General features: G+C 30.9%; 1 protein-coding gene. It reads left to right on the top strand.

The window, feature by feature from the left end; genetic code table 11:
• Window positions 1-211 precede the first annotated feature (211 nt).
• A complete protein-coding gene (locus H527_RS0103210; RefSeq protein ID WP_027411368.1) occupies window positions 212-25786 on the top strand; it encodes a non-ribosomal peptide synthase/polyketide synthase in 25575 nt (8524 codons plus the stop codon).
• Window positions 25787-25964: the final 178 nt, after the last annotated feature.

Raw genomic sequence — 25964 nt, 5'->3', positions numbered from 1 at the left:
TCTGATTTTGTAATGTGATATTCGTTTTAGTTATCACATTAATAGTACTCTTATTAAAAGCAAATCTGCTAAAAAAAATAGCAATACAATAAATATCTTCAATAGGCACTAGACTAAAAGCATAATGTGTCTAAGCAAAACACTTTTCACTGTTTTTCTAAAAATAGTGAAGTAGTTATGCTAAAAATAATCACACAAAAGAATCAAATTCATGAAGAAGAAACTTGAAATTCAAAAAATATATCCGTTAACTTCTATGCAAGAAGGAATGTTCTTTGAGCATATATATAACAAAAATTCTAGTGCCTATTTTGAACAAATGTCTTTTATCTTAAAAGGAAAATTAGACATAGAAAAGTGTGAGAAGAGTTTTAATCTTCTTATAGAGAAATATGATCTTTTTAGATCCATTTTTATATATAAGAATATTGAAAAACCAAAAAGAGTAGTTCTTAAAAAAGTTAACGCAAAGATTATATATAAAGAAATTGATGGTTTATCAAAAAAAGAGAAAACTACCTACCAACAAAATTTTATACAAGATGATATTAATCAAGGGTTTGATTTAGAAAAAGAGATTCCGACACGTTTATCTATTCTAAAAAAGAACGAACAAGAATATGTAGTGGTTTGGAGTACTCATCATATTATTTTAGATGGATGGAGTAACAGTATTGTATTAAATTCTTTTTTTGAAATGTATGGCGCATTAGTGCAAAATAAGCCTGTAAATAATGAGCCAATCATACAGTTTGACCAATACCTTAATTGGTTAAATACTCAGAATAAAGAAGAAGGACTTAATTTTTGGAAAAATTATATAAAAGACTATACGTTACAGTCTACTATGCCCAAAAAGCATACAAACACTAAAGATGCTGCAGAACTAAAAATAGCGAATTATACATTCGAGAAATCCTTATATGAGAAAATCAGTGACTTTGCTAATGAAAATAAAATTACAGTAAACAATTTATTTCAATGTGCATGGGGAATAGTATTGCAGAAGTACAATAATACAAATGATGTTCTTTTTGGAAATGTTGTATCTGGAAGAAATCCAGAAGTATCAGGAGTAGAAGAAATGGTTGGGCTTTTTATTAATACAATTCCAGTAAGAGTAACTGCAACTTCAGAAACAACTTGTATTGACTTAATAAAAGAAATCAACCAACAAACACTAGCAGCGCAATCCTATGAGTATTTTCCACTTCATGAAATCCAGATAGCAAGTGAATTAAAAAATGAGTTGATCGATAATATTTTGGTATTCGAGAATTATCCTTTATCAGAAGAAGTAGGTAAAATGGGATTAGAAGAAGCACTAAGCCTTAAAATCGAAGATGTTAAATTATTTACCCAAACTAGCTATAACTTTGATGTAACAGTTGTTCCAGGAAAGAATTTGGTAGTAGAAATATATTATAATAGTCTAATATATGATAGCAGTATCGCCAGCCAAGTACCTGAACAATTAGCTAAAATAATAGCTACTATTATAGATAAACCAAATACTGTAGTTCAGGATATTTCCATTATTTCTGACGAGGAAGTAACCCATCAATTAGGGTTTAATCAAACGTATCTAGAAGTAGATAAAGAGATTACGTTTCATCAGTTGTTCGAAGCGCAATGCATTAAAACACCAGAGCAAATTGCAGTAGTATTTGAAGAAGAAGAACTTACATATAATGAATTAAATAACAGAGCAAATCAATTAGCAGCAGTATTACTTAAAAAAGGAGTGCAACCTGATGAAATAATCGGAATTTATGCAAAACGGAATATAACCACAATAGTATCTGTTCTTGCAGTATTAAAAGCAGGAGGAGCATATCTTCCATTAGATATTTCTTATCCAGAAGATAGAATATCTTATATGATTGCAAGTAGTGGTACAAATAAGATTTTGACCCAATCAGAGCTAAGTGATACAATAAACTATAAGGGCGATTTTATTAATGTAGGAACAATAGAATGGTCTAAAGAACAGGTAGCAGAAGTAACCAGTGCAGTAAACTCCCATAACCTTGCTTATGTTATTTTTACATCTGGATCTACCGGCAAACCAAAAGGAGTTATGGTAGAGCATCGCAATTTTGTAAATAACACTTTTGCATGGAGAAACGATTTCAAGTTAGGAGACATTAATCCTAATCTGCTTCAAATGGCAGGTTTTTCTTTTGATGTTTTTTGTGGAGATTTAGGGCGTTCCCTTTTGAATGGAGGAACATTAGTTATCTGTCCAGATCACCTAAAATTAGATTGGAAAGCATTATACCAATTAGTAGATAGCCATAAAATTACTCTTTTTGAAGCAACACCAGCTTTAGTGATTCCATTTTTGGAATATATATATGAGAATAAGTTGCATCTGGAACATCTTAAACTAGTAAGTATAGGATCAGATGTGTGTAGAATGAAAGATTTTAAAGAAGTAGTTTCTCGTTTTGGTAATGATATTAGAATAATCAATAGTTATGGGGTTACAGAAGCCACGGTAGATACCACATACTATGAGAAGCCAGCAGAAGAACTGGATAGTATAGGTAATGTACCGATAGGTAAACCTATGAGTAATATGCAGTGTTATATCCTAGATAAAGCAATGAATATGCTTCCGATAGGAGTAGTAGGAGAATTATATATTGGAGGAGAAGGAGTGGCTAGAGGATACCTGAATAAGCAATATGTAGAAGAAACAGAAAAGCTAACAATAGATCGATTTGTACCGAATCCATACATATCAGGAACTCGATTATATAAAACTGGGGATTTAGCTAAATGGTTGCCAGATGGCAATGTCGCTTTTTTAGGAAGAGAAGATTTTCAGGTAAAAGTAAGAGGATATCGAATAGAAGTAGGAGAAATAGAAGATACACTTTTAAAACATCCCGATATTGTACAAACTGTGGTAACTGCTACAAAAGATAATGATGAACTTTATTATTTAACAGCATACTATGAGCTTATAAACAATACGGTTACTGATGAAGAAAAAGCAAATATACAGGAATCTGTTCGTTTATTTTTAGAAAAAAGTTTGCCAGATTATATGGTGCCCGCATATTTTATGCAATTAGAACAGATACCACTAACAGCTAATCGAAAAATAGACAGAAAGCAATTACCACTCCCAACAGGAATGCAGTGGCAGTCACAAACGGTTATTCCACCTACCAATGATACAGAAGAAAAACTAGTACAATTATGGCAATCTCTACTAAATATAGACGATGTAGGTATTGATAATGACTTTTTTGAAATGGGAGGTCATTCTTTAAAAATACTTACCCTTTCTTCTAAAATCAAGAAAGAATTTGAAATAGAAATTAATATATCCAGCCTTTTTGAACTACGAACTATTAGAAAACAAGCGGCATATATTACTAGAGCAGATAGTAGTCAATATATAGATATTCTACCATTACCAGTACAAGAATATTATGAATTATCTTCTGCTCAGAAACGTATGTACGCCTTACAGCAAATAGATGAAGAAAGTACAGTGTACAATACTATAGATTTTGCTTTAATAGAAGGAAATTTAGATATTGATACGTTAGAAAAAGCTTTTATTCAAATTATAGATGAGCATGAAACGTTGCGAACCTCATTTGATATTGTAGAAAATCGTCCAGTACAATATATTCATAAACAAGTTGATTTTAAACTGGATTATGAAAAGACTACATCATTAGAAATAGATACAGTTGTTTCCGATTTTATAGCCCCTTTTAATCTTAAAAGCCCTGGATTATTTAAAGTTAAAATTGTAGAAATAAATGATAAAGAAATAACTCAATATCTGCTTGTTATTTCGATGCATCATATCATCTCAGATGGGGTGTCGTCTGCAATTTTAATAGAACAATTGTGTACATTATATGAAGGAGGAATTCTTAAGCCATTAAAAGTACAGTATAAAGATTTTGCAAAATGGCAGAATGAATTATATGGTACAGAAGCTATTATAAAACACCAAAAATATTGGCTAGAAGAGTTTAAAAATGAAATACCTGTATTAGAATTACCTACAGATTTTCCTCGCCCTGCAATCCAAAGTTTCGAAGGAGAAAAGCATACGATAGAGTTGGATAAATCTCTCGTATATGGGATACAAAAATTAGCAAACCAAGAAGGGACGACATCTTTTATGGTTTTATTTGCAGCTTATTATGTTACATTATCAAAATATACAAATCAAGAAGATATTGTTGTAGGTTCTGTAACATCAGGAAGAAATCATGTAGATATAGAAAATATGATAGGAATGTTCGTTAATACATTTGCTATTAGAACATTTCCATCTGGAGAGAAATCATTTACTACATTTCTTGATGAGGTTAAGAAAAAAATAACGAATGCGTTAGATCATCAGGATTTCCCTTTTGATGCATTAGTTGAAGCTTTGGATGTAAAACGGGATAGTAGTAGAAATCCGTTGTTTGATACATTATTTACTATTCAGGATTTTGCAAAAGAAGATATAACATTAGACCAGATAAAGATTAAACCATATGAGGCTAAAGGAACGACTTCTAATTTTGATCTAAGTGTCTTTTGTGCAGAGGTAGAAGACCAAATTTGGTTAAATATAGAGTACTGCGTACAATTATTTAAGGAAGAAACCATTATTCGACTTGCAGAACATTTTAAGAATGTTTTACGGGCAATTATAAGTGATCCTTCTAGAAAACTGGATGAAGTAGAGATGATATCTAAAGAAGAAACTAAGTGTATTCTTCATGAGTTTAATAATACTACAGTTCAATATCCAAAAGATAAAACTATTCAGGAACTGTTTACAGAGCAGGCGCATAAAACTCCGGATACAATCGCTATAGGTTATTATGAAAAAACACTGATTTATAAGGAGTTAGAGCAACAATCTAATCAAGTAGCAAATGCGCTAACAGTATTAGGAGTAAAAAAAGGAGAAACTGTAGGTCTAATGTTTAATAGATCTATAGAAATGATTGTAACGATTCTTGGGATTTTAAAAACAGGAGCTGTATATCTTCCTTTATCTCCCAAATCACCAAAAGAAACAACAAGATATATTATAGAAGATACTAAAACCAAAGTAGTGGTTTTAGAACAGCAATATGATCAAATATTTAAAGAAAGTAGTTGGTATAAAGGAGAACTATTATTCTATACAGATAATAATTTGCAATATCCAACAAAATATAAATGTAAGGACCTTATTAATGGAGGTGATCTTTGCTATATTATGTATACTTCGGGATCCACAGGACAACCTAAAGGGGTACTAATAGAACATAAAAATGTGGTACGATTAGTTAAAAATTGTACCTACATGCGATTAAATAAAGAAACAAGATTTTTACAAACAGGTGCACCTGTATTTGATGCTACTACAATAGAGATATGGGGGAGCTTATTAAATGGAGGTAGTCTTTTCATGGTGGACGACGATACTTTGTTGGATGTAAAAGATTTAGGGCAATCTATTGATAAATATGCAATAAATACATTGTGGCTAACATCGTCACTATTTAATCAATTAGTCAATCAAGATCACACTATTTTTAAAACTTTAGAATATCTATTGGTCGGAGGAGACAAGTTATCTCCTAATCATATAAATAAAGTAAGAAAAGCATATCCTTTACTAAAATTAATAAATGGATACGGTCCAACAGAAAATACAACATTTTCTACAACCCATCTTATACAACAGCAGTACAATGATACTATTCCTATCGGTAAACCTATAAGTAATTCTACCGCTTATATATGTAACCAGTTAATACAATTGCAGCCTATTGGAGTGGTAGGAGAGTTATTAGTAGGAGGAGATGGAGTTGCAAGAGGATATTTAAATAATAAAGCTCTTACCAAAGAAAAATTTATAGAGAGTCCTTTTAAAGAAAATGAAAAACTATATCGTACTGGTGATTTAGCGCGATGGTTACCCGATGGTACTATAGATTTTATGGGTAGAGTTGATAATCAAGTAAAAATAAGAGGTTTTAGAATAGAACCAGAAGAAGTAACACATCATATATTAAATCATCAATCTATTAAGGAATGTGTTGTTACTGTAGCGGGTGAACATGACAAGTACTTATGTGCTTATTATGTATCTAAAGAAACAACTACTGGAGATGCTTTAAGAAAGTATCTTTCGGAACATCTGCCACATTATATGATTCCATCGTTTTTTGTAGCATTAGATCAATTACCATTAAACGCCAATGGAAAAGTAGATAGAAAAGCATTACCAATACCAGAAGTGTCACAAGAAGAAACCTATATAGCACCAGTAACAGATCATGAAATACAGTTAACAAAGGCATGGGAAGAGGTTTTAGGTATAGAGAAAATTAGTGTCAATAGTAATTTCTTTAATATTGGAGGAGACTCTATAAAAGCAATTCAGGTTACCGCTAAATTAGCAAAGGTAAATCTTCAAATTAAGGTTAGAGATTTATTTGAGTATCCAACTATAAAAGAGTTAAGTAAATGTGTCGTTGTTGGTGTGTCTATACTGGCAGAGCAGGGAGAAATAACAGGCGAAGTATCATTAACACCAATTCAGCAATGGTTTTTTAAAGAAGATTTGATAGATGAGAATCACTTTAATCAATCCATAATGTTATTTAAAGCGGAAGGGTTTGATTTAGAGATTCTAAATACTGTTTTTAAAGAAATCGTATCACATCACGATATGTTAAGAACAGTATTTATTGCAAAAAACTCATCTGAGATATTACCAGTACAAAAAATAGAACCAGTAACAGAAAATCTTTATGAGGTTTCGGTAATAGATTTAACAGAGGATCAATCCCCTAATGATACTATAGAAAAAGAAGCACAAAAGATTCAGAAAAGTATAGATCTATCAATAGCACCAATAAAGATTACCTTGTTTAAAACAAATCAAGGAGATCACCTTTTATTAGTAATACATCATTTAGTAATTGATGGAGTATCTTGGAGACTTCTTCTAGAAGATTTTTCAATTGCGTATGAGCAAAAACGTAATGAAGATAAGATTATATTACAACACAAAACAACTTCATTTAAGCAATGGTCTAAGTCTTTGTCTGAATATGCAGAAAACAGTAAAGAATTACAAAAAGAAGTCAACTACTGGAAAAAAATAGAGAACACACATTTTGCCACTTTACCAAAAGATTATAAACCTGAAACAAAAACACTTCGAGATACAGAAGTTGTATCCATAAAGCTTTCAAAAAAAGATACAAATGCTTTATTAAAAAAAGCAAACAAAGCATACACAACCGAAGTAAATGATATTCTATTAGCAGCTCTAAGTAAAACAATTGCACAATGGACACAAGAAAAAGAGGTGTGTATAATGATGGAAGGTCATGGTAGAGAAAACATAATAGACACAGTAGATATTAGCAGGACAATAGGTTGGTTTACATCCATGTATCCATTACACCTTACGGTAGAAGAATTAGATCTTCCGATGCTCATTTCTCAAACAAAAGAAAATAGTAGAAGAATACCAAATAAAGGAATAGGTTACGGACTTTTAAAATATCTGAAACAAGAGAATAGTATAGATTTTACTATAAAACCAGAAATCGTATTCAACTATCTCGGACAGTTTAATGAAGAAGCATCTTCTGACCTTTTTGATATTTCTCCATTAAAAACTGGAGACGAAGAAAGTGAGGATAATACTGCTAAATACGCATTAGAAGTTTCAGGGATGATCGCTGATGATAGTTTAGGAATAGACTTTTTGTTTAATTCTAAAGAGTTTAAAAATACCACAATATCTAAACTAGCAAAGCAATTTAAAAAGAATTTAAAAGAAATTATAGAGCATTGTGCTTTACAAGAAAAAACAATAGCAACACCTTCAGATTATAATTTAGATATCGAATTATCGACTTTAGCTAAGATTAATGATACAGTGCAAGGTCTAATAGGTCAGCAATCTTATATCGATAAAATATACCCGTTATCAGGAATGCAGGAAGGACTGTATTTTCATGCCTTATATGAAGCCTCAAAAACAATGTATTTTGAGCAATCTAATATGGAAGTTAAGGGAGAACTAAATAAAGATTTTATCAATAAAGCCTTCAATATATTGATAAAGAGACATGATGTTTTAAGAACATTATTTATATCATCTCAGATCCCAAAACCACTACAAGTAGTTATTAAAGAAAGACCATCAATAGTCAATTATCAAGATATTCAAATCCTATCGGATACGGATAAACTACAATTTAAAGAACAATTTTTAAGTAAGGATAGAGAGCGAGGATTTGATCTAGAAAAAGATCAATTAATAAGAATGGCAATACTTGATTATGGTAGTAATCATTATGAAGTTGTTATTAGTTTGCATCATATTATTATGGATGGATGGAGTTTAGGTATTATTATGGGAGAGTTCTTTCATATTTACAACTCCTTAAATGCGGGTAGTGAAATTTCTTTAGAAACCAATGGGCAGTTTGGAAATTATATAAAATGGCTCGAAAGTCAAGATAAAGAAGAAGCATTACAGTACTGGCAAAATTATCTCGAAGGATATGAAGAAACAGCAACCTTACCATCTTTTGTTAAAAAAACAACCCAAAGTTATACTGCAAACCAGTATACTTTTAAACTTGATAAAACTGTAACAAGAGATCTGGAGAATCTTGCTAAAGAAAATAGTACAACATTAAATACCGTAATACAAGGACTCTGGGGAACTATACTTCAACGATATAACAATACAGATGATGTAGTATTTGGTACCATTGTCTCTGGGCGACCACCCGAAGTAAAAAATATAGAGCAAACAGTAGGGTTATTTATCAATGCTATTCCAGTTAGAGTAACATCTCAAAACAATCAATCATTTACTGAGATATTGCAGAAACTACAAGAACAAATAGGAAAATCTCAGAAATATGATTTCGTTCCATTAGCAGATATTCAGTCGAGAACAGTATTAACGAATAATCTTTTAGATCACTTATTGGTATTTGAAAATTATCCGGTATATCAAGAAAAGAATGATTTAGAAATGCCAGAAGATAGTGATGTGGAGATGGTGTATGCAGATCATTTTTGGCAAACCAATTATGATTTTACAATTGCCGTAATTCCTGGAGATGAATTAATTTTTAATATCGGTTATAATAGTACTGTATATGCAGAAGAAACAATACAATCCATAGGCGACCATGTTATACAGTTGGTAGAAGGAATACTAAAAAATCCGACTAATTTTGTCCATGATCATAGTTTGCTAACAGAAGTTGAAGAAAAAGAAATACAATCTCTTAATGATACAACGACAGCATATCCAAAAGATAAAACTATTCATCAATTATTTGAAGAACAAGTAGAGATAGATCCAGCTAGTATTGCACTAAGGTATCACCAAATAGATTTTACATATCAAGAAATTAATGATAAAGCGAATCGTATAGCGCATCTATTATTAGAATCCGAAGTTAAAAATGGGGATGTCATAGCAATGCTTTTTGATAGATCTCCAGAAATGATAATTACGATATTAGGGATTTTAAAAACTGGAGCAGCATATTTACCTATAGATCCGCAGTATCCTGAAGAACGAATACAATACCTATTAGAAGATAGTGGTACACAGATATTATTGACACAAAAGAAATTCAGTAACTCTATAGCTAATAAAATAAATACTATTGTTTTTGAAGATATAGATTTAGAAAAATATCCAGAACATAACCCAGAACATACAGGAAGTTCTAAGGATCTCTGTTATATGATTTATACATCAGGATCTACAGGAAAACCAAAAGGGGTATTAACATCACATTATAATGTTACTCGTGTAGTACAGTCGACAAACTATATAGATATTAATAAAAAAGACAAAATTCTTCAATTATCAAATTATGCATTTGATGGCTCTGTATTTGATATTTATGGAGCGCTCTTAAGTGGAGCTATGTTAGTTATGATTGATAAGAGTGAATTTTTAGATATTAATAGCTTATCTAACTCTATTCAAAATAACAATATATCCGTCTTTTTTGTCACCACTGCAATGTTTAATACAATTGTAGACGTAAATATAGGTTGCCTTAACAAAGTTCGTAAAATTTTGTTTGGAGGAGAAAATGTATCCATAAAACATGTACAAAAAGCTTTTGAGGCTCTTGGTGAAAATAGAATTATCCATGTATATGGACCAACAGAAAGTACAGTATATGCGACATATTACCCAGTTAATGCCATTAGCGATTATGAAACTACAATTCCAATAGGAAAACCATTATCAAATACTATAGCAGTAGTAGTAGATAAATGGGGAAATATACAACCAAAAGGGGCTTTGGGAGAATTGTTATTGTCTGGTGATGGTTTAGCTGATGGATATTGGAAAAATAAAGAGTTAACAGAAGAGAAGTTTAAATTAGATTTTGACACTAAAATAGATCAATTAGGTATAGGAAGGTATTACAGTACAGGTGATGTAGTAAGGTGGTCACAAGATTTAAATATAGAATTTATAGGAAGAACAGATGATCAGTTAAAGATAAGAGGGTTTAGGATTGAGCTAGGAGAGATTTATGATCAATTAATTGGTTATGAACCAATAAAAGAAGCAGTAATTAAAGTTTGGTCTGACCCTCAACATAATCCACATATTTGTGCATATTATGTCACTAATTCTGAAGAAGTATCGGTTAATGATATAAAAGAATATATGACCAAATCTCTTCCTATATTCATGATCCCTGGTTATTTCATTAAAATAGATCAACTCCCGCTAACAATTAATGGTAAAATAAATAAAAAAGCATTACCAGAACCTCAATTTAAAGAAAGAGTATATGAAGCCCCATCTAATAACGTAGAAGAATCATTAGTTCAGATTTGGCAAAATATATTAAATATTGAGCAAATAGGAGTAGGAGATAATTTCTTTGAACTTGGAGGACATTCATTAAAAGCAATTTATCTAAACTCAAGAATAAGTAAAGAGTTTGATATAATAATGCCAATAGCTAAGATCTTTGAGAAACCAACTATTAAAGAATTAGCAAGATACATAGCGACATTAGATGTAAGCCTATATAAGGAGATTAAAAAAGCCCCAGATCAAGAATATTATGAAGTCTCTTCTGCTCAAAAAAGAATTTTTATTTTATCACAATTCGATGATGCAGGAATTAATTATAATATGCCAAATGCAGTTATAATCAAAGGTGAAATAGATGTTAAACGACTAGAAGGAGCATTTATAAAACTAATACAAAGACACGAATCATTAAGAACTTCATTTAGTATTATTGAAGATCGTCCTTCTCAGATTATTCATGCAACTGTACCATTTGCACTAGACAGTATTACTACAACAGAATCAGAATTATCAGACATATATCAAGAGTTTGTAATTCCTTTTGATATAACCCAACCAGGTCTTTTTAGAATGAAATTAGCTGTGTTAAAGGATTTGGATATCCCCCAAGCAGTATTGTTCTATGACATGCACCATATCATTTCTGATGGAGTATCTATGGGGATTTTAATTCAAGAATTAGGAGCCCTTTATGATGGTATTCAATTACCAGAATTACATATACAGTATAGAGATTATGCAGTTTGGCAAAATGAGCTATTAAACTCAGATAAAATAACAAACCAAAAAAACTATTGGCAAAAACAATTTGAAGGAGAATTACCTGTATTACAATTAGCAACAGATCATCCACGCCCAGCAGTACAGCAATTTGATGGAACAACTATTGCTTTTGAAATTAATGAAACGATAGTACAAAGTATTAAAACAGTAGCAAAAGAAGAATCAGCATCTCTCTTTATGACATTACTGGCGGGATATACTCTTTTGTTACATAAATATACAGGGCAAGAAGATATCATTGTTGGTACACCAATATCAGGTAGAGCACAATTAGATATCGAACGAGTTATAGGAATGTTTGTAAATACATTAGCGATTCGAAACCATCCCAATCCAAATCAAACATTTAGAGAGTTATTACAAGAGGTAAAAGAAAATAGTATACAAGCATTTGATCATCAAGATTATCAATTTGATGAATTGGTAGAAGCATTAGATATTCCTAGAGATTTAAGCAGAAACCCATTATTCGATACTATTTTTACTTTACAGAATTTAGATGAAGAAGTAGAACAACAAGGAGAACTACAAATAGAGCCTTATGAATCAGAAGGGGTTACATCAAAAGTAGATATAACGATTACTTGTCAAGAAAAAGAAGGAAAAATTCTTGGAGAAGTAGAGTATGCTACAGCTTTATTTCATAAAAATACTATAGAAAGGCTGATAAAGCATTTTATACATATTTTAGAAAATGTAGCCAGCCTACCAGATAAAAAGAATAAAGAAATTCAGTTAATTACTAATACAGAATTACAAGAGGTTTTTAATGAGTTTAATACACCAATTCAAAATTTTGGATTAAGCAATATCTGTGAAGTATTTGAAACCTATTATCATCAAACACCAGATCAATTAGCAATAGTTACAGAAGAAGAAACATACACTTACAAAGAATTACATGAGGCATCAAATAAATTAGCCGCATACTTACATAAAAAAGGGGTAATACCAGGCAGTCTTGTTGCGGTATGTTTGGATCGTTCTGCAGATATGATTATCACGCTACTAGCCATCTTAAAGTGTAAAAGTGCTTATGTACCAATCGATCCTACATACCCTCATAATAGGATTTCTTATATTATTGAAAACTCAGAAGCAGTATTGTTGGTAACTAATACAGCTTCTTGCCCTAAAAACATAGTTGTTCAAAACATAATATTAGAGGAACAAAGAGATGTAATAGCACAGGAAAAAATAGAGTTTGACTTACCAAAAATCAATTCAGAAGATATTGCGTATGTTATATATACTTCAGGAACAACAGGAAAACCAAAAGGAGTGATGATAACACATCATTCTATTGCAAACTTAATAGGATGGCATATACAAGCATATAAAGTAACCAATAAAAGTATAGCATCTGTTATGGCAGGAGTAGGATTCGATGCTTTTACTTGGGAAATATGGCCGTATTTATGTGCAGGAGCAACATTAAATATTGTTCCAATAGAAACAAAACTTAATCTAGAAAAGTTAGTATCCTATATCGTCTCCAATAAAATTTCTCATAGTTTTATCGCAACAGCATTAGTTCCGGATTTTATCGAACTAACAAGATATAAAACCACTCCTCTTGCCTATATATTAACAGGAGGAGATAGTTTAGCTAGGATTAAGGTTGCCGACTTGGATTATAAAGTAGTGAATAATTATGGGCCTACAGAAAATACTGTGGTTGCTACAGCTTATGAAGTACAAGAAAAGGACAAGAATGATTTTCCTTTTATAGGTAGACCAATTGCAAATACCCAAGCATATATATTAGATGAGCATCTTAACGTTCTGCCACCTGGTGTAATAGGAGAATTATATCTTGCAGGAAAAGGCTTGGCCAAAGGATATTATAATGACACGAAACTTACAGCAAGTAAATTTATATATCATACAATAAATAAAAAGGAAACACGACTATATAAAACAGGAGATTTAGCACGATGGAATTCAGATGGAATCATTGCATTTGTAGGTAGAAAAGATCAACAAGTACAATTAAGAGGATATAGAATAGAATTAAAAGAAATAGAAGAAACACTAGTGCAATGTGAGCAGGTAAAACAAAGCGTCGTTTTACTTCAAAATCAAGAAGATATTGGTTCAAAAGAATTAGTAGCATTTGTAGTACTAAATCAAGGAAGTGAGTTATCAGGAATAAAACAATATTTAGGTACGCACTTACCAGAGTATATGATACCTTCTCATATTATTGAGATATCAGAAATCCCATTGACGGCCAATGGAAAAATTAATAACAAAAGTCTTTTAGAACTCAAAACACCAAAACGAGAACAAAAAATACATGTTCCACCATCAAATGAAATAGAAGCAACACTTGTTGATATATGGAAAGAGGTTTTACAAGTCGAGCAAGTAAGTATTTTAGATAATTTCTTCGAACTAGGAGGTCATTCATTAAAAGTAATTCTATTTATTTCTAAAATAACCAGAACTTTAGAAGTAGAAGTAACAGTTCCTGATGTATTTAGGCATCCAGTATTAAAAGAATTAGCTTCATTTATTGATAAAGCAGAAAAAATATCTATAGTAACTATAACTCCTGTAGAAAAGAAACCTTACTATAAAGTATCCTCCGCGCAACGCAGGTTATATGCTTTACAACAATTTGATTTAGAAAGTACTGGTTATAATATGCCAGGAGCTTTTATATTAAATACAGATGTAGATAAAGTTCAATTTCAGAAAGTTTTTGAAAAATTGATTCAAAGACACGAAAGTTTAAGGACATCCTTTGACTTAATTGAGGATGAATTAGTACAAATAGTACATGATTCAATAGATTTTCAAATTCAGTACGACACAATATTGCAAAAGGATTTGTACGATTATGCAATAACTCATATCCAACCATTCGATCTTTCTAAGGTACCGTTATTAAGAGTAACATTATTAGAAATTACAGATGCTTCAGGTCCACAGTATTTAGTGGTTTTTGATATGCATCATAGTATCTCTGATGGTTTATCGATGGATATTTTACTTAGAGAATTTGCATTATTATACGAAGGAGAAAAATTAGTAGACCTTCCTCTTCAATATAAAGATTTTTCAGCATGGCAACATGAGCAATTATCTACAGAAAATGTAGCAAAACAGAGTGCATATTGGTTAGAACGTTTTAAAGGGAAAATACCAGTACTGGATATGCCACTGGATTATAACAGACCAGTGATGCAAAGTTCAGAAGGAAATACAATAATTTTTGAGTTAGAGATATTAACATCTCAAAAATTAAAAGAACTAGCTCAAACAAACGGAGCAACACTATATATGCTATTATTGGCAATCTATAATGTGTTGTTATATAAGTATACTGGGCAAAAGGATATTATTGTAGGAACCCCATCAGCAGGAAGAAAACACAAAGTATTAGAAGGGATAATAGGAATGTTTATCAATACTTTGGCGATGAGAAATCACATTGTTTCAGAAAAATCTTTTATTACATATTTAGAAGAGGTGAAACAAAACTCAATGAATGCTTTTGAGTACCAAGAATATCAATTTGATGACTTAGTTGATCAACTAAACATAGAAAAAGATACCAGTAGAAATCCATTATTTGATACAATGTTTTCGCTTCAAAATTTTGGAGATGAAGAAAAAGAGATTGAAAATAATTTGGTAACACCTTTTGAGTTTGATACTAAATCTGCGCAGTTTGATATATCACTCGATTGTTATGAAGAAGCAGGTACTATAAAAGGAAGACTTAATTACTGCACAAAATTATTTGCAGAATCTACCATGCGCCGATTTATTGTGCATTTTAAAAATGTTATACAACAAATTGTTACGAATCCAGAAAAATCGATAGATACTATACAATTAGTGACAGAAGATGAAATACATTTGTTAGTAAGAGAGTTTAATAATAGCAGAAGTATTTTTGAAGAAAAAACATCTATTATTGAGTTTTTTGAAGCTCAAGTAGAGCAAATACCTAATCAGGTAGCAGTTGTGTTAGGGGGAACCGAAGAAAAAATCACATATTTACAATTAAATCAACGAGCTAATTATTTAGGACAAAAATTAATAGATCAAGGTGTAACCAATAATAGTATTGTAGGTGTTTATGCAGAAAAATCTATAGAAACCATAATAGCAGTAATAGCAATTTTAAAATCAGGAGGAGCATTTTTACCATTAGCATCCTCTTATCCTGAAGATAGAATTAAGTACATGATCGAAAGTAGTGGAGCAGAATTAGTGCTGTGCGGAAAAACATTAAATCAAAACATTTCTGATAAGATAAAATGTATATCAATACAAGATATCGAATGGTCAGATGAGGTTTGCCCAAATCTTACGATAGAAAGACAGGCAGATGACTTAGCTTATGTTATTTACACATCAGGATCTACAGGAAGACCCAAAGGAGTAATGGTTACACACCAAAACTTTATCAATAATACATATGCATGGAGAAAGGATTTTCTTGATGATCCAGCGATCCAACCTAATATTTTACAGATGGCTGGGATTTCTTTTGACGTGTTCTGTAGTGATTTAGCCCGAGCACTCACTAATGGAGGGCAATTAGTGCTCTGTCCAGAAACGATGCGTTTAGATTGGGATGCCTTATATCATTTAATCAATACGTATTCTATTGGATTATTTGAATCTACTCCAGCATTAATTATTCCATTTATGAATCATATTTATGAGAATCAATTACAAGTGGATAGCCTTAAGTTATTGATTTTAGGTTCGGATATCTGTCCTATGGAAGGATTTAAAGAAATTGTTGCCAGATTTGGTAAACAGATGAGAGTCATTAATAGTTATGGAGTAACAGAAGCAACAATTGATTCTAGTTTTTATGAAGCAACAATTAGTGATATGGGACAAGGAGGAAATGTTCCAATAGGAAAACCAATGGCTAATATGCAATTATATGTATTAGATTCAATGATGAACACGCAGCCAATTGGAGTTACAGGAGAATTATATATAGGAGGTACAGGTGTTGCAAAAGGATACCTAAATGAAATAAACCCTGAAGAAGCTATTAAATTAACAAATGAACGATTTGTAGAAAACCCATTCGCTACTGAAGGTAAATTATATAAAACAGGAGATCTTGCCAAATGGCTTCCAGATGGTAACCTGTCCTTTTTAGGAAGAGAAGATTTTCAAGTAAAAGTTAGAGGATATCGAGTAGAAATAGGAGAAATAGAAGATAAGTTACTACACTATTCTGATATTAAAGAAACAGTTGTTGTGGCACATAAAGATCGTTTAGAAAATATTTATTTATGTGCATATTATACTGTAAATAAAAATGAAGCAGAACCAATTAATATTGAAGTAGAAAAACTTCGTTCGTATTTGTCAGAAATACTTCCAGACTTTATGATTCCTGCATACTTTATGCAATTAGAAGAGATGCCACTTACACCAAATGGTAAAGTGAATCGAAAAGGAATGCCATTACCAGAATGGAAATTAGAAGATAAAACAGCATATGTACCACCAAAAACAGAAACAGAAAAAATATTAGTTGCTATTTGGGAAGAAGTACTAGATATTGAGAAAATTGGGATAACAAATAATTTTTTCATTAGCGGAGGAGATTCTATAAAAGCCATTATGATTGCTGCTCGATTAAAAAAACAAGGACTTAAATTAGCAATACGACATCTTTTTGAGTATCCAACAATTCAATATTTAGCTAAGCATGTAAAAGAAGTAGGGCAGATAAAAGCAGATCAGAATATTGTAGAAGGAGAAGTAAACCTTACACCAATACAACAAGAGTTTTTTGTAAATATCGACGAAGGGTTACATCATTATAACCAATCGATGATGTTATATAAAAAAGAAGGATTTGATGCAGCTATGGTAAAAGAAGTGATGACTAAAATAGTAGAACATCATGATGCATTAAGAACGGTTTTTAAAGCAGAAAAAAGTGAAGAAACAAATAAAGTAAGCTATACAGCATATAATAGAGGAGTAGAAAAAGATGTTTTTGATTTTACAAGTATTGATATAGAAACCGATGATGGATACGAAGCACAAATAGAAACAAAAGCTACAGAAATACAAAGTAGTCTCAATATTACAGACGGGCCATTAATACATATAGCATTATTTAAAACAAATAAAGGAGATCATTTATTATTAGCGATACATCACTTATTAATAGATGGAGTTTCTTGGAGAATCATTTTAGAAGATTTTGAACAACTATACACCCAGATAGTAAACGAAAAGCCTACGGTTATAGAAGAAAAAAGTACTTCTTATAAGGAGTGGTCCGAAGCATTGTATCAATATGCTTTGCATGATGATCAATTAAAAGAAGAACAAAAATATTGGGAAGAAATTGTAAATATTCAATGCCCACCTTTACCAAAAGACAAAGAAATTTCATATAGCAGGCATGGAGATAGTGACACTTATTCGGTTTCATTATCACCGGAGCAAACAAATCATTTAATGACTACGGTTCATGAAGCTTATCATACCGAGATGAATGATATTTTGTTAACAGCGCTAGGGTTTGCATTAAACGAATGGAGTGGTCAACAAAAATTCTTTATTAATCTAGAAGGTCATGGAAGAGAAGAAATAATAGAAAATGTAGATATAACAAGAACCGTAGGGTGGTTTACAAGTGAATTTCCTGTAGTATTGGATACCACAGAAGTGATATATATTGGACAACAAATTAAAGAAGTAAAAGAAAACCTAAGAGCAATCCCTAATAAAGGAATTGGATTTGGAATTTTAAAATATATAGCACAAAATAAAACTATTTCTATACCTATAAATAAAGAAATAAGTTTTAACTATTTAGGACAAATCAACAGTCAAAGTAAAGAGGAAAAGGGAGTTTTTGAGATGTCATCAATATCATCAGGAGAACAAATTTCAGCAGAAAAACATAATGAAATTAGTCTAGATATTAATGCTGTAATTGTAGACGATGAATTTCATGTAAATATTACATACAATGAAAATGAATTTTTAGAAGAAAGTATTTCTAGATTTGGTAAACTATTTCAAAAACAGCTTATACAAGTAATAGATCACTGTTTAGATAAGAAGTATCCAGAGAAAACTCCTTCAGATCTTGGCTTATCTATATCCTTAGAAGAGTATGATTTAATTCTTTCTAAAACAAAACGCTTAGCAGAAGAAGGAGAGGGTATCGAGAATATATATTCACTTTCTCCAATGCAAGAAAATATGTTATTCTATTTTTTATATAATGACAAAAGCGCAGAAGGATATGTAGATCAATCCGTATATTCAATATCAGGAAATATTGAAATACCCGCAATAGAAGAAGCGCTGGATAAACTTATTCAAAAATATGCAGTATTAAGAACAGTATTTATATACAATGAAGTTTCTAAACCATTGCAAATTGTTCTAAAATCGAGAAAAGGAAAAGTACAATTTCAAGATATATCCCATTTATCGATTGAAGCACAAAAAAGCTATGAAGAAAATATTAAAAAACAAGAGCGCTTAACAGGTTTTGATTTAACAGAAGACGTGTTAACTAAGCTATTTGTAATACAAAAAGATATCGATACCTATAGTGTGATTTGGACAACTCATCATGTTGTTATTGATGGATGGAGTAATGGAATTGTTTCTCTTGATTTTTTTACAATTTATAACGCCATTATTTCTAACACATCATTTATAACCAAAGAAACATATCCTTTTAGTAATTATATAAAATGGTTACAGAAACAAAATAAAAAACAAGGACTATCTTATTGGAACTCATATTTAGAAAACTATGATCAGATGGTTGGGCTGCCTAAGTATAAAAATGAGCAAATCACAGATAATACTTATGAAGTAGCAGAATATTACCTGACTATTCCAGAAGATAAAACAAAGCGATTAAATAAACTGGCAACAGATAATCAAGTAACACTTAATACCGTTATACAATGTTTATGGGGAGTTTTGTTGCAAAAATATAATAATACTAATGATGTTGTATTTGGAGCAGTTGTATCTGGTAGACCCCCAGAAATAGAAGGAACAGAGGAAATTGTTGGGATATTTATCAATACAACTCCTATTCGTATAATTGCAGACAGCGATACATCTTTTAATACATTAATACAGCAGTCTAGAGATAGCTCTTTGGAAGCATCTAATTATCAACATCTAACATTAGCTGATGTTCAGTCACAAAGTCAATTAGGAAGCCAATTATTTGATCATATTATGGCTTTTGAAAACTTCCCTATAGCAGAAGGATTACAAGGAGTCAATGATCAAGGAAATAATACAATAGAGATTGAGGACCAGTTTACACAAACTAATTATGACCTAAACCTTATAATTAGTCCAGCAGATGAATTGTTTTTTAATTTCAGTTACAATCGATCTGCTTATAATGAAACTAGTATAGTTTCAATGACACAGCATTTAATGCAGATGATTGATCAGGTAATCGCAAAACCAGAAATAAATCTAAAAAACATAATATTACTTTCTAAAGAAGAGGAGGAAGAAATAATAACAACTAATACATCTATACAAAACGTAACTTATCCTACATCAGAAACCATAGTAAGTCTATTTGAAAAAATAGTCAATAAAACACCTCAAAATATAGCAGTCACTTATCAAGATGAATCACTCACGTATTATGAGTTAAATAAAAAGGTGAATCAAGTAGCAAACTTATTGATAGAAAAAGGAGTAGTTGCAGATGATTTAGTTCCTATTTGTATAGACAGATCATTAGAAATGATGATTGGATTACTTGGAATCCTAAAAGCAGGAGGAGCTTATGTTCCTATTGATCCTGCATATCCAAAAGAGCGAATCGAATATATAATGAAAGATGTCAATGCAAAAATTTGTATTACAAAATCAATATATACAGATTTTATAGAAATAGAAGAATCGTTCACTATTATTTGTTTGGATGATTGGAGTGCTATTGCTAAAAAACCTACTGACAATCCAAAAATTAACATTGCACCAAATAATTTGGCATATGTGATTTATACTTCTGGAACTACAGGAAAACCAAAAGGAGTACTTATTGAACATAGAAATATTGTTAGATTATATATTACAGAAACACCATTGTTTGATTTTAATACAAAGGATGTATGGACAATGTTTCATTCGTTTTGTTTTGATTTTTCGGTATGGGAAATGTATGGAGCATTACTTTATGGAGGGCGATTAGTCATAGTCCCAAAAGAAATAGCTCCAAATACTATTGCATTTGCTAACTTGTTATCCAAAGAAGGAGTTACGATTTTAAACCAAACCCCTTCAGTATTCTATAAGCTTCAGGACTATGTTATTGCTAATCAACTAAAACTTAATGTTAGAACTATTATTTATGGAGGAGAAGCATTAAGTTTAGAAAGATTACAAAGTTGGAAAACACAATATCCAGCATGTAAATTAATTAATATGTATGGTATTACAGAGACAACAGTACATGTTACTTATAAAGAAGTATTGCAAGAAGACATTGATAAAGGAATAAGTAATATTGGAGTACCAATCCCTACATTAAGTTGTTATGTTTTAGACCAAGATTTAAATCTGTTGCCAAATGGTGTTGCAGGAGAATTACATGTCGGAGGTGCAGGATTAGCTAGAGGTTATTTAAACAAAAAAGATTTAACAAATCAAAAATTTATCACAAACCCTTTTAATAGAAAAGAACAACTATATAAATCAGGAGACTTGGTCAGATGTTTGTCAGATGGAAGTTTTGAATATTTAGGGAGAATAGATCGACAAGTAAAAGTAAGAGGATATCGTATTGAATTATCAGAGATAGAATCTATATTACTAAAACATTCTGAGGTTAAAAATGTAGCCGTTATGGTACAGAATCAAAACACAGATAACCCACAAATAGTTGCTTATATAGAAAAAGATGATGCAATTGTAAATAAAGAAGAGTTAAAATCTATAGCTAGTATTTATTTACCTTCATATATGGTACCAACTAAGTTTATTACTTTACCATTTTTTCCTATAACATCTAATGGTAAATTAGATAGAAAACAATTAGAAAAAGAAGGAAAAACGCAGGATAAGGAAAAAGAACGTGTAATCGCAACAACAGATACAGAAATACAACTAACATCCATATGGAGCAAGTTATTAGATATAGATAATATAGGTGTTGAGGATGACTTTTTTGAATTAGGAGGACATTCATTAATGACTATTTATATGGTTTCCGAAATTCAAAAGATATTTCAGGTAGAAGTATCGTTAGTTCAAATTTTTGAAAAACGTATAATAAAAGAATTAGCAAGGTATATTGAAGAAGCAGATCAAAGCGAATATATTTCTATAGAACGTATAGAGAAAAGCGAATATTATAATGTTTCTGCGGCACAAAATCGTATATATGCATTGCATCAGTTTGATCAACAAGGTACAGGCTATAATATACCTAATGCAATTTGGATCGAAGGAAATGTAGATATAAACAGGTTAGAAAAAGCATTTAGGACACTAATAGATCGTCATGAAGCATTTAAAACTACATTTAAGTTACAAAACAATAAACCTGTACAGATTATACAAGATACAGTTGCATTTGAGATAGTAAAGCAGACGTCAAAACTAGAAGATTTAGAATTGGTTTTTGATCAATTTGTAAGACCATTTGATTTAGAAAAAGCACCTTTGTTCAGAGTTCAATTAGTAAGACTAGAAGGAGACTTAACAAATCGATGTCTTTTAATGATTGATATTCATCATATTATTGCAGATGGAGCTTCTATGAATATCTTTATAAACGAACTTAGTCTGATCTACGAAAATAATCGATTACCAGAACAACAAATCACATACAAAGATTTTGCTGTTTGGCATAATAGTATTTTAAATACGGATTCCGCTCAAAAACAAAAACAATATTGGAAACAACAATTTGATGGAGAAATACCAATATTAAACCTACCAACAGATTATGCTAGACCAGTAATACAAAGTTTTGAAGGAAAAACAATTGATTTTGATTTAGATAGTGAGTTAAGTGAAGCATTACAGCAATTAGCAGAAAAACACAACGCAACACTATTTATGGTATTATTAGGAGCATTTAATGTACTTCTTTATAAATACACCAATCAAAAAGACGTAGTAGTGGGTAGCCCAGCTTTGGGAAGAAGACATGCTGATTTAGAAAATGTCATAGGAATGTTTGTCAACACTCTGGCACTAAGAAATAAAATTGATGAAAACACAACGTTTATTGAGTTTTTAGAAAACATAAAAAGTAATGCTCTGGCTGCGTTTGAAAATCAGGATTACCAATTCGATGCTTTGGTAGAAGATCTCAATTTAAGAAGAGATATGAGCAGAAACCCATTGTTTGATGTAATGTTTATAATGGAAAATGGAAGCTCCGAAAAAATAATTTCAGAAGATATATTATTTACACCTTTTGATATAGCTCATGAAGTTTCAAAATTTGATATAAGCCTTACCTGCACAAAAAATGAAAATGAATTATGTGCAGCTATAGAATATAGTACCAGTCTATTCAAAGAAGAAACGATACAACGTTTTATTACACATTTTATAGAAGTATTGCGAAGTATTACTGAACAACCATCAGTACAATTAAAAACAATAGAAATATTACAACCTTCAGAAAGAGATCAAATACTTCATGAATTTAATACAATATGTATAGACCCTAAGGAAAAAAGTGTTTATGAATTATTCGAAGAGAAATATAGAGTATCTCCAAATAAAACAGCATTAGTATATAAAGAAGAAGAATTAAGTTATCAGGAAGTTTATGATAAAGTACACGAATTAGCATCAATATTAAGAGAAAAAGGAGTTAAGTCCGAAGTTTGTGTTGGAATGATGGTAAAACGTTCCCCACTAATGATAATAGGTATTCTGGCAATATTGAAATCAGGAGGAGCCTATGTGCCAATAAGTCCGTCGTATCCAGAAGAACGAGTTAATTATATTAGTAAGGATAGTGAGATGAAAATAATATTGGTAGATGATGAGGTGTCATCAAATATTTCTGTTGATATTCTTGATATATCAAAACCCTTTAATGTTCCCTCAGAAATTATTAAGTGGAAACAAATAAACAATCCAAAATCCCTTGCATATATTATTTATACGTCAGGATCTACAGGAAATCCAAAAGGAGTAATGATCGAAAACAGATCAGTAGTTCATCTACTCACAAATTTAGAAGAGCTATATCCAATGCAAGAAACAGATGCATTTTTATTAAAAACAAACTACACCTTTGATGTATCTGTTCCAGAATTATTTGGATGGTTTGTAGGAAATGGAAAATTGGTAATTCTAGAAGAAGGAGATGAGAAAAATCCATCAAAAATAGTACAAACACTGTCAGATAATAAGGTAACACACCTTAATTTTTCACCATCGATGTTTAAATTATTTGTAGAACATGTTTCGTTAGAAAAAATCTCAGAAAAACTAAAAGATCTTCGATATATCTGTTTATGTGGAGAAGTAGTAACAGAAGAGATGGCTACAAAATATTATGAGACAGGTATTTCTGCGCAATTAGATAATATTTATGGACCAACAGAAGATACTGTTTATGCAACCAGATATAATATAAATTCTACTAATATTCCATCCAATATTCCGATAGGAAGACCATTAAAAAATAATCAAGCATATATAGTAGATGAGCAAATGCAATTATTACCAGTAGGAATAGTAGGGGAGCTATGTTTATCAGGAGAGTGTCTAGCAAGGGGATACGTTAATTTAGAAGAAGAAACATCCAGTAAGTTTGTAGACCACCCTTTTTATAGCAATAAAAAAATGTATAAAACAGGAGATTTAGCTAAATGGTTACCCGATGGAGAAATCGAATTTTTAGGCAGAAAAGATCACCAAGTAAAGATCAGAGGTTTTAGAATTGAACTAGGAGAAATAGAAAGCAATCTACATAAACATTCTAAAATTAATGATGTTATCGTGATAGCCAGAGAAGGAAAAGATCAAGATAAATATCTTATAGCATATTATATTTCAGATATAGAAATAGAAGTAGACCAACTCAAAAATTTCTTAAAGAAAGATTTGCCAGAGTATATGGTGCCAACACATTTTATACATCTAGAGGCAATGCCTCTTAACTCTAGCGGAAAAATAAATAGAAAAGAACTTCCATTACCTAACAGAGCACATTTACAGAATGTAGAATATCTGGCACCAAGAAACGAGGTAGAAGAAGAACTAGCAAGGATTTATAAAGAAATATTAGAATTAGATAAAGTAGGAGTGATCGATAATTTCTTTGACTTGGGAGGAAATTCAATGAAATTAATAGCATTACTATTTAAGATCAAAGAACAACTGAAAATAGAATTATCTATAGAGAAAATATTTTTGAACCCTACAATAGAAGCATTAGCAATACTATTATTCGAAAATAATGAGAATAGCGAAGTACTTTTGCTTAATAAAGAAAACGACAAAAAACTATTCTGTCTACCTCCGGGAAGTACATTAGGAGCTGCTTATATGCAATTGTCTAAATCTTTTGATAGTTTAGCCTTGTACGGTTTTAATTACATAAAGGATAGTAACAATGTAGAGTTTTATGCAAATACTATTGTAAACATTCAGGAAGAAGGGCCTTATGTATTATTTGGACATTCTTTGGGAGGGGTGCTTTCTTATCACATTATTTTAGAATTAGAAAAACAAGGAAAACATGTTTCAGACCTTATTCTATTAGACTCCAGACCTTCTGTAATGATGACACAAACAGAAGAAGAAATGGAGCATTTAGAAAAAGAAGCAGAGCAAAAACTTATAGAGTTAATTCCTGATAAGCAGATTAGAAAAACATACTTAAGTAAAGTCGTTGCTTATGGAAACGATATGCAAAAAAGACAGATGAATGATAAGATTAATGCAAATATCCACCTTATTACTGCAGAAGATGTAAGAAGTACCCCAGAGGTATTACATCAAATGAAAGAAGAATGGAAAAAACTAACAACAAAAGAGTTTTTTGTATATGATGGCAAAGGCCCTCATGAAGATATGGTAGATCAAGGAAATGTTGAAACCAATGCAATCATTATTGAAGAAATATTAAACACAATTAATATTTCTATTTCAGAATAGTAATTTTTTGTTTTTAAAGTTACAGAGTCCCTCTATAATAAAAAGAGGGACTCTAAATTCATGAATAAATTTAGAGTATAGATAGAAGAACCTAAAGACTTATTTAGTATTTCGACGCACTCTGTAAACCGTATTAGATATAAGAAAATTGTATTAGTTCTAGTTTTTTCTTCGATTA

Origin of the sequence: Aquimarina muelleri DSM 19832, from assembly GCF_000430665.1 — a bacterium.
GTDB lineage: Bacteria > Bacteroidota > Bacteroidia > Flavobacteriales > Flavobacteriaceae > Aquimarina > Aquimarina muelleri.
This window is presented reverse-complemented; position numbering and strand designations above follow the sequence as displayed.